The following is a 9,939-nucleotide window of genomic DNA, read 5'->3' on the forward strand; positions in this document are numbered from 1 at the left end:
GGGCGTTAGCTCAGCCGGTCAGAGCAGGGGACTCATAATCCCTGGGTCGCGGGTTCGAGCCCCGCACGCCCTACCTAAGAGATGCCTAGGGCGTTATGTCGGTTTGCTGGGTAATGAATGCGGTCATGACTCCCGCGCCGACCTGACCGACGATGTCGCCGATGGCGCTTGCGGCGCGACGGAGGCGGCCCTTCTCGTCGGGGTCGGAGGTCCGATCGGCTGCCTGCTCGATCGTGACTCCGGGCTCGCGGTTCCTCGCGACGCGCACGACGTCGTCACGGAACTCGCTCGGGTAGGGCTTGGGCACAGCAACATCCTTCCAGGCCCACCCCCGCGGGCAAGCCAGATCAGATGTCACCTATTCGTGCAGCAGTCCCGTTCGTCAGTCGAAGCAGCCAAGCCTGAGACAGGGCCATGGCGGGGAATCTGCCCGTATGCGACACGGTCATCCGCGCGGAGGGCCTTCCTGTTGAATGCCGGACGTCTGAGCGCCCGTCCGGCGGCCAGGCCGGGAACAAAGGACGCGACCCTTCGCTGTGAATGTCCGAGCGTGATTTCAAGAACAGCCGTCCTGGAATCGACACCTTCCTCTGCCAGAATCCCCGCATGAAGCCCCCCATCAAGCGCATCATCGCGATCGCCAGCTGTGCGCTGGCCGCTCTGTCCGGCTGTTCGTCATCAGCTGCGTCGACAAGCCCGTCGGCCGCGCCGAGCACCCCCACCGCCACCGTCGCGGTGACCGCGAGCCCGACGCCAACACCCACGGCGACCTCCACTCCGACCGTCGCGACCACCCGCACTCCGGCCGCCACGGTCACCCGCACGCCCACCCGCACCCCGACCGCGGAGCGGACGGCGACGTCCAAGCCGTCCTCGACTCCGACCACAACGGTGAAATCGAAACGGAAGCCGAAGGTGTCGATCAAGTGCCGGCCATCGATTTCGGAGAACACCGGTGATCCGCTGCTCTATGTCACGTGGTCGGTGAAGGACCCCGACAAGATCGGCTGGAAGATTTCGATCAGCTACACCAACGCCATGGGGAAACACGGAGAGACGTTCCGGGGGAGGGGCTCCAAGACCACCACGTTCATGGACTACGGGCTTGACCTGGACCAGAGCGGTCCGGCCTGCAAGGCGTCCTTGAAGTAACGCACGTTCCCTGCCGGCCCCGCAACCCCGGCGCTTGAGGCGTCCTCGCGGACGATCGCGGCGCCCCGCGGCGCCGTCGACCACCCTAGAAAATATGTTATAACATCTGCTACGCTCAAACCCAGTTCCCTCACCGAGGGGGCCCGACAGCGCTCGTTCAACGAGGAGAAGAGCCCATGTCCCCGACCAGCCCGGCCTGTGGCGGGGGCTTCGTCGGCGTCCGAGCCGTTCCGGCCCCCGCTCTGGAGAAAGCGATGTGCTCATGACCACTCCGGCAGCCCGGCATCTGGCGCCCACCGGCGTCCTGCGTGCCTGCATCAACGTCGGCAACGCGGTGCTCGCGCGGCGTGACGGCCCCGACGAGGCGCCCCAGGGCGTCTCCGTGGACATCGCGGCCCAACTGGCCCGCCGGCTCGGCGTGCCGATCGAGTACCTGGTGGTCACCTCGGCCGGCCAGTCCGTCGAGGCGGTCACCGACGGGCGAGCGGACATCGGCTTCTTCGCCATCGACCCCTCCCGCGCGGCCACGATCGCCTTCACGGACGCCTACCTGCACATCGAAGGCTGGTACGTGGTGCGGGACGCCTCCCCGATGACCCAGAACGCCGACGTCGATCGTCCCGGGGTGCGGGTGGCGGTCGGGGCGCGGAGCGCCTACGACCTGTTCCTGTCCCGCGAGATCAAGGACGCCGAGCTGGTGCGCGCGCCCAACCCGCAGGCCGTCACGCCGCTCTTCCTGGCGGAGGGGCTCGACGTGGCCGCGGGCGTCCGGCAGCAACTCGAGCAGGACATGCTCGCGCACCCCGGGCTGCGGTTCCTGCCGGAGCGGTTCATGGTGATCCGGCAGGCCATGGGGCTGGACCGTCGGCGCGGCGACGCGGCGGCGTCCGCCTTGACGAGCTTCGTGGCCGACCTGACGGCCACCGACTTCGTGGCGCGCGCCCTGAGCGAGCACGGCATCGACGGCGCCACGCCCGTGCCGACGCAGGCGTGACCACGGCACGACCAGGGAGACAACGGTGAGCAAGGTACTTCTGATCAACGGGCAGGGCCAGCGAGTGACCGACACGTTCGAGGCGCTGGCCCCCAGCGGGTATGAGATCGCCACGATCTCGGCCCGGCTCGACGAGGACGAGAAGGCGCGACGCCTCGAGGGGGTCGAGTACGTCGTGCTGCACCCCGCGAACCTGTCCGGCGCGCTGATCCGCGGGGCCCGCTCGCTGCGGCTGATCCAACTGCTCGCCGCCGGGTACGACAAGGTCGACCTGGAGGCGGCCCGCGCCTGCGGCGTCCCGGTGGCCACCAACGGCGGCGCGAACGCCTGGGCGGTCGCGGAGCACGCGATCGCGCTCATGCTCGCCCTCTACAAGCGGATCGTGCCGTGCGACGGGTCGGTCCGCGGGGGAGGGTGGCGTAGCGCGGCCGACGGGTTCAACACGTTCGAACTCGCCGGCAAGACGGTCGGCGTCGTCGGGGCCGGCACCATCGGGCAGAAGGTGGCCCGCCGGGCCAAGGCGTTCGAAACCGACATCATCTACTACGACGCCCGCGACGCCCCTGCCCTCGAGGCCGAGCTCGGCGCCCGACGGGTCTCGCTGGACGAACTCGTCAGCACCGCCGACGTCCTCACCCTGCATGCGCCGCTGCTGCCCGCGACCCGCGGACTCATCGGCGCGCGCGAGCTGGCCGCCATGAAGCCGAACGCCATCCTGATCAACACGAGCCGCGGCGAACTGGTCGACGAGCAGGCGCTCGTCGACGCCCTGACGTCGCGGGCGATCGGAGGCGCCGGGCTCGACGTGTACTGGCAGGAGCCCATCCCCGACGACCATCCACTGCTCGCGCTCGACAACGTGGTGCTGACCCCGCACACGGCCGGGCACGCCCTCGAGGGCTGGGCCCGCCGCGTCCGGTTCGCCTGGGAGAACATCGAACGCGCCCAAGCCGGGGAGCAGCCGACCTCGCTGGTGAGCGGCTGACGTCCGGACGCCGCGGCCGCCGGCCGCGGTAACGACCCGGGCCCTCTGGCCCGGGCATGCGGTAGCGCTCCGGCCCGGATGACCGCTACGGGACGACGGACGTCCCCGAGTCGCCGGCCAGCAGCCCCGGGAGGTCGTCGATGCGGCCGATGACGGCGCGCTTGCCGCTCCGTCGGACGAAGTCGGCGGCGGCGTCCACCTTCGGGCCCATCGAGCCGGCGGCGAACTCGTAGCCGGCCAGCTCGCCGACGCTCGCCCGGCGCAGCGGCCGCGCGTCGGGGGTGCCCCAGTCGAGCATGACGGCGTCGGCGTCGGTGGCGAGCACAAACACGTCGGCCCCGACGTGGGCGGCGAGCACGGCCGAGCTGGCGTCCTTGTCGACGACGGCCTCGACGCCCGCGTAGTGGCCGTCGGCGTCCCGCGCGACCGGGATGCCGCCGCCGCCCGACGCGACGACGATGTGCCCGGCGGCTAGGAGTTTCTTCGTCGAATCGACCTGGATCACCCGCTGCGGACGCGGCGACGCCACGACCCGGCGGGCGTGGCCGCCGTCGTCGCCGAACGTCCAGCCGCGCACCTGCGCGAGGGCCGCGGCCTCGGCGTCGGTGTAGATCGGACCGACGAACTTCGTCGGATGCGCGAACGCCGGATCGGCGGCGTCCACCTCGGTGAGCGTCAGCACCGTCGTCATCATCTGCGGCCGCTCCAGCGCGTTGCGCAGCTCGATCTCGATGAGGTAGCCGATCATGCCCTGCGTCTGGGCGCCCAGCACGTCGAGCGTGAACTGCGGCCCGTGCGCATAGAACGCGTTCTGCAGCGCGAGCAGGCCGACCTGCGGCCCGTTGCCGTGCGTCACGACCAGCTCGTGATCGCGAGAGACCTCGGCCAGCGCCCGGCACACCATCCGGATGTTGCGGCGCTGGTTCTCGATCGTCATCTCCTCGCCGCGCCGGGAGATCGCGTTGCCGCCCAGCGCCACCAGCGCCCTCATCGCACGGCTCCTTCCATCGCCCGGCCCTTCTCGGCGCTGCGGCGCAGCGACTCCGCCATCACCTGAACGCCGGCGAGCAGATCCGCCCCCGACGAATGCCCGATCGCGGCCACGCGGGCCACCGCGTCGTCGACGCCGCGCCCGCGCTCCAGCGCCTCCACGAGCCGGGCGACCGGCGGGGCGAACTCGCCGCCGCACGCCAGCACGAGGTGGGTCTCCGCGACGTCCGTCGTCAGAGCGCCCCCGGCCACGGACGCCCCGAGCGCCCGCAGCGCGGGCGTCCGGCCGAACGCGCGCCACGCGAGCGCGAGCATGCCGACCAGCGCGTCGTCGCCCGACGGCGTCAGCCCGGCCCCCAGCCCGACCAGCGCGAGCGCCGCGCCCACATCGGACGCCTCCGGCCCGGCCAGCGACCGGGCCCCGGCCTCCAGCCGCGGACGGACGGCGTCCGCCACCCCCGGCGCGTCGAACCAGCTCTCGGGACGCCGAAACGTTCCCGCGGGAACGCGTCCGGTGCTCGCCAGCCCGACGTCGACCGCCCGCTCGGACGCCTCGAACGCGACCATTGCCCCTGGCCGGACGCCGATCGCCCCGGCGGCCTGCACCTGGCAGACGCCGTCGAGCGGGTGGGACGCCACGTTCACGACGAGGCCCGCGGCCGTCACGTTGAACGACCGGGCGAACACCGCCGTGACCGGCGCGCGCCAGCGCTGAGCCGCCAGCGCCCGCCGGGCGGGCTCGGTCAACGCGCGCGGGCGCACCCGCACGACGGACGCCGGCCCCACCGGCTGCTCGTCGGCCGGCTGCCCGCCCACCGGACGCACGCTCTCAGTCCACCGCAATGCCGTACCGCTCGGCCAACGCCTCGAGGGCTTGCGTGAAGCAGCCCAGGGGAGCGCGTACGGTGCCGGCGCCGATCTGGCCGACGCCCGGCGTCAGCGACGCGATGCCGGTGTTGATGATCGGGGTGATGCCGGTCTGCACCACCTTGCGGACGTCGATGCCGGTCGGCGCCCCCTGGAAGTCCCAGGTCGGGATCGACAGGCCCGCGTTGAACGACGTGACGATCTCGGCCATCTCCTCGCTGATCGCGAGGGCGTCCGAGAAGCCGCCCGCGCCGAGGAACCGCGTGACGCCCGGCGCGGCGATCATGCTCATGCCGCCCAGCCCGAACGTCTCGGTGATCGCGGAGTCGCCCATGTCGGGGCACGCCTGCGACTGGTCGTAGCCGGTGAAGAACAGCCCCTCGGGCGTGTTGACGGGCGCCGTGAACCACCGGTCGCCCAGCCCGGACACCCGGATGCCGAACTCGTGCCCGTTGCGCGTCATCGCCGTGACGACCGACCCCTCGGTGATGGTGCGGGCAGCGTCCATGATCGACTTGCACGCGGCCATCGCGATGTTCAGGAAGAACTGGTCCGTGCGCGAGAGGAAGTCGCTCACCTCGGCGATCTGCTCGGCCGGCAGGTCGATGCGGCACAGCAGCGGCGCCATGTCCTTCGCGAACAGGGCGGACGCCGCGATGTTGCGCTGGTGCATCTCGTCACCCATGCTGATCGCCCGGGCGATCACGGGCGACAGGGCGTACCCGCCGTCGGTCTGCTTCAGGGCCGCGGCCAGCGACGGGCCGAGGACGTCGCGCATCCACCGCAGCCGCTCGATCACCTCGGCGTCGTTGGCGCCGAACCGCAGCACCTTGCCGATGCCCTCGTTCATCGTCGAGTAGGCGGTGTTGCCGTACGTCTGGTTGACCACGACGACCATCGCCATGTGGGCGCTCGTGATGCCGCCCATGGGGCCGACGGCCCCGACGCTGTGGCAGGGCACGTAACGCGCCTGGTCGGCGACGATCGCGCGGGCGGCGTCCTCGTCGTCGGCCCAGCCCTCGAAGATCGCGGCGCCCACGCAAGACGCCTGCATGGGGGCCGGCATGTCGGCGAAGGCGACCGGCGGGCCGGCGTGCAGCAGCACGTACTCGCCCGGCACCAGGTCGGGGATCACCGTGTGAGCCTGCACGACGTCGACGAGCGTCGGCTGGCCCGCGGTGACGATGTCGACGACGGCGGCGTTCGCCTCGTCGATGGTCGCGTAGTCGAAAGTGGAGTCGGTCATGGCAGTTTCTCCTCAGCGTTCCATGAGCAGATCGACGAGTCGGGCGAGGCGTGGGTCGCCGCCGGCGGGCGGCGTCCAGTTCCAGTGGACGACCCCGGCCTGCTGCTCGATCAGGTCGTCGGCGAACGAGGCGAGCCCCAGGTTGATCACCTTCGGACCGTCGGTCAGCAGGGCAGTGACGGCCGCGGGGGCGGGGGCGGCGTCCGGGTGGGGACGCCGATCGGCGGCCGCCCGCGCCAGCGCGGCCGCGTGCCGCGCGGCACTCGCGTTGTCGGGCAGCACGCGGACGCCGGCGTCCCGCAGCGCCTGCACTTGGGCGTCCAGCGCCTGCGGGTCGCGGGCGGTGCCCGTGACGGACGCCACGACCGCGACCTCGCGGCCGTCTGCCCGGGCGGAGGCGACGCCTTCGGCGATCGCCGGGATGATCGCGCCGGCCGGGTCGGCCGCCGAGCCGTAGCCGGTGACGACGTCGAGCAGCAGGACGGCCGTCGTTGGGTCGGCGAGGACGCCGGGCAGCAGCTCGGCGCGCAGCGTCGGGTCGATCATCGGGTGCGGGCGCCCCTGGGTGTAGACGTCGTCGCCCAGGTCGACGACGCGGTGCGGCCCCTCGTGCAGCATCGAGCCGGCGGGGTGTTCGCCGTTGTCGGCGGGCAGTCCCAGCTCGTCGCGCAGGATCATGGCCGCCTCGTTCGCGAGCGTGCCGCCGGTGAACATGCCGACGACGCCGCCGTCCGACCGCGGGAAGCCGGCCGTGCCGGCCAGCTCGACCGCGCGGTGCGCGGCGTCCGCGAGCGTGGCGGCGTAGGTGATGTTGCCGACGCGGGCGGCGTCCGGACGCTCGCCGAGGATCACCGCGACGACCGGCTTGCTCAGGCCCTGGGCGGCCTCCTCGACGCGGGCGCGCACCTGCGGGGCCGGGGGCTTGCTGACGATGACGATCGTGTCGGTCGCCGGGTCGGCGTCCAGCGCGGCGAGCGCCTGCAGGCACGTGCCGCCGCCGATCTGCTCGCTGAGATCGCGCCCGCCGAGGCCGATCGCCTGGCTGACGCCGGCGCCGAGCCGGTCGATCTGGACCATGACCTCCTGCGTCCCCGTCCCGGAGGCGCCGACGACGCCGATGCTGCCCGGCGAGGTGAGGTTGCCGAACGCGAGGGCCGTGCCGGCGAACGCGGCCGTGCCGCAGTCGGGGCCCATGACGAGCAGGCCGAGGTCGCGGGCGCGCTGCTTGAGGGACGCCTCGTCGGCGACGGTCACATTGTCGCTGAAGAGCATGACGTGCAGGCCGGCGTCGAGGAGGTGGTGGGCCTGCGCGGCGGCGTACTCGCCCGGGATGGACACGAGCGCGAGGTTCGCCCCGGGCAGCTTCGACTGGGCGCGGGCGAGGCTGCGGACCGTCGTCCGGGTGGCCCCTCCGCCCGCGGCCGCCTGGTTCTTGAGCAGCTCGGACGCCTGCGCCAGCACGCTGTCGACCGTCTCCTGGTCGTCGGCGTCCACGCCGATCACGAGGTCGGAGGGGGCGGCGTCGTCGAGCTCGGGGGTGGAGAAGCCTGTGTCGGCCAGGATCTGCTTGTTGGCCGGCGTGCCCATCATCACCGAGACCTTCGCGACGCCGTCCAGGTCGGACAGCGTGCGGCTCAGCACCATGAGCGCGACTGAATCCTGATACTGGTTCTTTCGAACGATGGTCTGCAACACGACAGCTCCCGTGGGTCCATGGCGATGACGCTCATGGTATACCAAGAGGCATGGATGAGATCGCTGTCGTTCACCCCTCGGACGCCGCGGGTGCGGCGTCCGGCGCGCACGGCCCGGCCGGGGCGGCTCGGGGCCGGACCCCGGCGGCGGAGAGCCCGGTCGTGGGGAGTGCGAGCGCGGGCGCGGCGTCCGGCGCGCGCCCGGCGGGCGGCGTCCGATCGTCGGATAATGCGGGGACGTCGGCGCGCGAGCCGGGCGTCCGGCGTCCGGCTGCGCGGACGCCTGCGCCGCGTGAGGCTCTGCGGGACGAGGTCGTCGAGGAGGTTCGCGAGCGGATCGTGAGCGGCGTCTACCGGCCCGACGACCGGCTGCGGGAGCGGGCGCTGTCGGAGGAGTTCGGGGTGTCGCGGGTGCCCGTCCGGGAGGCGCTGCTGGTGCTGGAGCAGCAGCGGATGGTCGTGAACCGGCCGCGCATCGGGGCGGTCGTCACCGAGCTGACGGCCGGGGATGTGGAGGAGTTGTTCGACGTCCGGACGGCGCTGGAGCCGCTCGTCGCCGGTCGCGCGGCGCGGTATCGCGACGACGACGATCTCGCCGCGCTCCGCTCCCATCAGGGCCGCGCGACAGCGGCGGCCGCCCGGGGGGACCTGCGTGCGGGCTCGCTCGCGAACGCGGACTTCCACCTCGCGCTGGTCGCCGCCGCCCACTCGGCCCTGCTGAGCGACCTCATGGGCCCGCTGCACTGGCAGATTCAGCGGTTGTTCCGGCAGACGATCACCGACCACGAGCTGGATCTGTGCAGCGATCATGAGCGGGTGCTGCGCGCCGTCGTCGAGCGGGACGCCGAGCTCGCCGAGTTTCTCGCCCACCGCCACGTGATCTCCACCCGGGCCCGTAGCATCAAGGCGTTCACGGCCCGCTGAGGCTGTGTGGTATACCAGAATGGTGACTGACCCAGGAGTTCGGCGATGAGTGTGCTGCAGATGCTGGCGGTGGTGCTGGCGGGCTTCGGCGCCGGCCTGATCAACACCGTGGTGGGGTCGGGGTCGCTCATCACCTACCCGGTGATGGTGATGCTGGGCGTCCCGCCGGTGCAGGCCAACATCGCGAACACGGTGGGGCTGGTGCCGGGGTCGATCGCGGGGTCATGGGGTTACCGGCACGAACTGGGCGAGACGCGCTCGCTGCTCGTGCGGCTGGGGGCGGCGTCCGTGGTGGGCGCCGTGATCGGGGCCTTCCTGCTGACGCGGCTGCCGAGCGTGACGTTCCAGATGGTCGTGCCCGTGCTGATCCTGTTCGCGGCGCTGCTGGTCGCGTTTCAGCCGCGCATCGCGCGGGCGATGAAGCCTGTGGACGGGACGCGGTGGGGGCCCCTGTTGATCGTCGTGTTTCTGGCGGGCATCTACGGCGGGTACTTCTCCGCCGCGCAGGGCGTGATCCTGCTCGGGGTGCTCGGGCTCTTCCTGTCCGCGGGCATCCAGACGCAGAACGCGGTGAAGAACGTGCTGCAGACCCTCGTGAACGTGGTGGCCGCGCTGTTCTTCGTGCTGACGGGCGACGTGCGCTGGGAGTACGCGGCGCTCGTGGCCGTCGGCTCGATCATCGGGGCGCTGGTGGGCGCCTTCGTCGGGCGCCGGATCCCCGCGCAGGCGTTCCGGGTGTTCATCGTCGTCTTCGGAGTGGCGATGGCGATCTACATGGGCTGGCGCGCGTTCGCGTAGGGGCTCGTCCGCGTCCCTTTCGCCGGGACCGACCCTGGGCCGCTGGCCCGCGACCCCCGACCCCTGGCCCGCGGCCGCAACGCCTGCAGCGTTTTCAGAACGCCTGCAGTAAACCGCTAAACGCCTGCAGCGTTTCCACAACGCCTGCCTCCGGCGAGAACGCTGCCTTACGTAAGGCAGCGTTCCGGCTTAAGCCCGGCGTTTCGAGAACGCCTGCAGCGTTTGCGAAAGACCTGCAGCGTTTGCGAAAGACCTGCAGCGTTTGTGTCACGACGCGAACGAGTGCGCA

At 71.9% G+C, this 9,939-nt stretch carries 11 protein-coding genes and 1 tRNA gene; 6 read left to right on the plus strand and 6 right to left on the minus strand.

Translation table 11 applies throughout. The features are described from left to right. Positions 1 to 73 (plus strand) — tRNA-Ile (locus WMJ97_RS12695). A gap of 12 nt (positions 74 to 85) precedes the next feature. Here the strand turns inward: WMJ97_RS12695 and WMJ97_RS12700 are convergent. Next, positions 86 to 307, minus strand: a complete 222-nt coding sequence (locus WMJ97_RS12700) for a hypothetical protein (RefSeq protein ID WP_347349366.1) — start codon at positions 305 to 307, stop codon at positions 86 to 88. A 299-nt stretch (positions 308 to 606) separates the two neighbouring features. On the opposite strand from WMJ97_RS12700, the gene WMJ97_RS12705 reads away from it, so the two are divergent. The 3 genes from WMJ97_RS12705 to WMJ97_RS12715 all read left to right on the plus strand — a co-directional run bounded on the left by WMJ97_RS12705 (position 607) and on the right by WMJ97_RS12715 (position 3,131). Next, positions 607 to 1,152: a hypothetical protein gene (locus WMJ97_RS12705; RefSeq protein WP_347349367.1), complete on the plus strand. Its 546-nt coding sequence runs from the start codon at positions 607 to 609 to the stop codon at positions 1,150 to 1,152. A gap of 262 nt (positions 1,153 to 1,414) precedes the next feature. Further along, positions 1,415 to 2,146, plus strand: coding sequence for a transporter substrate-binding domain-containing protein (locus WMJ97_RS12710; RefSeq protein ID WP_347349368.1), 732 nt, complete (start codon positions 1,415 to 1,417; stop codon positions 2,144 to 2,146). Between the two features lie 25 nt (positions 2,147 to 2,171). Beyond that, positions 2,172 to 3,131, plus strand: coding sequence for a 2-hydroxyacid dehydrogenase (locus WMJ97_RS12715; RefSeq protein WP_347349369.1), 960 nt, complete (start codon positions 2,172 to 2,174; stop codon positions 3,129 to 3,131). 85 nt (positions 3,132 to 3,216) lie between these two features. Here the strand turns inward: WMJ97_RS12715 and WMJ97_RS12720 are convergent, their stop codons facing one another. From WMJ97_RS12720 to fdrA, 4 genes are read right to left on the minus strand one after another with little or no spacing between them, the layout of a single operon-like run. Next, positions 3,217 to 4,122: a carbamate kinase gene (locus WMJ97_RS12720; protein ID WP_347349370.1), complete on the minus strand. Its 906-nt coding sequence runs from the start codon at positions 4,120 to 4,122 to the stop codon at positions 3,217 to 3,219. After that, positions 4,119 to 4,937 carry a DUF2877 domain-containing protein gene (locus tag WMJ97_RS12725; protein ID WP_347349371.1) on the minus strand — a complete coding sequence of 273 codons (819 nt, stop codon included), beginning with the start codon at positions 4,935 to 4,937 and terminating at the stop codon, positions 4,119 to 4,121. Before WMJ97_RS12725 ends, WMJ97_RS12720 begins: the two co-directional genes overlap by 4 nt. 13 nt (positions 4,938 to 4,950) lie before the next feature. Next, the gene (locus WMJ97_RS12730; RefSeq protein ID WP_347349372.1) at positions 4,951 to 6,234 is read right to left on the minus strand and encodes a DUF1116 domain-containing protein; all 1,284 of its coding nucleotides are present in this window, start codon (positions 6,232 to 6,234) and stop codon (positions 4,951 to 4,953) included. A 12-nt stretch (positions 6,235 to 6,246) separates the two neighbouring features. After that, positions 6,247 to 7,929 carry an acyl-CoA synthetase FdrA gene (gene fdrA / locus WMJ97_RS12735; RefSeq protein WP_347349373.1) on the minus strand — a complete coding sequence of 561 codons (1,683 nt, stop codon included), beginning with the start codon at positions 7,927 to 7,929 and terminating at the stop codon, positions 6,247 to 6,249. A gap of 50 nt (positions 7,930 to 7,979) precedes the next feature. Between fdrA and WMJ97_RS12740 the strand changes: the two genes are divergently transcribed. Both WMJ97_RS12740 and WMJ97_RS12745 read left to right on the plus strand, forming a co-directional pair. Beyond that, complete coding sequence (locus WMJ97_RS12740; protein WP_347349374.1) at positions 7,980 to 8,852, plus strand: GntR family transcriptional regulator; 873 nt, start codon at positions 7,980 to 7,982, stop codon at positions 8,850 to 8,852. 45 nt (positions 8,853 to 8,897) lie between these two features. After that, positions 8,898 to 9,650: a sulfite exporter TauE/SafE family protein gene (locus WMJ97_RS12745; RefSeq protein WP_347349375.1), complete on the plus strand. Its 753-nt coding sequence runs from the start codon at positions 8,898 to 8,900 to the stop codon at positions 9,648 to 9,650. Between the two features lie 94 nt (positions 9,651 to 9,744). Here the strand turns inward: WMJ97_RS12745 and WMJ97_RS12750 are convergent. Continuing rightward, on the minus strand, positions 9,745 to 9,939 hold a 195-nt coding region (locus WMJ97_RS12750; RefSeq protein WP_347349376.1), incomplete at its 5' end, for a hypothetical protein.

This window comes from Nigerium sp. (genome assembly GCF_039811905.1).
Lineage (GTDB): Bacteria > Actinomycetota > Actinomycetes > Propionibacteriales > Propionibacteriaceae > Propioniciclava.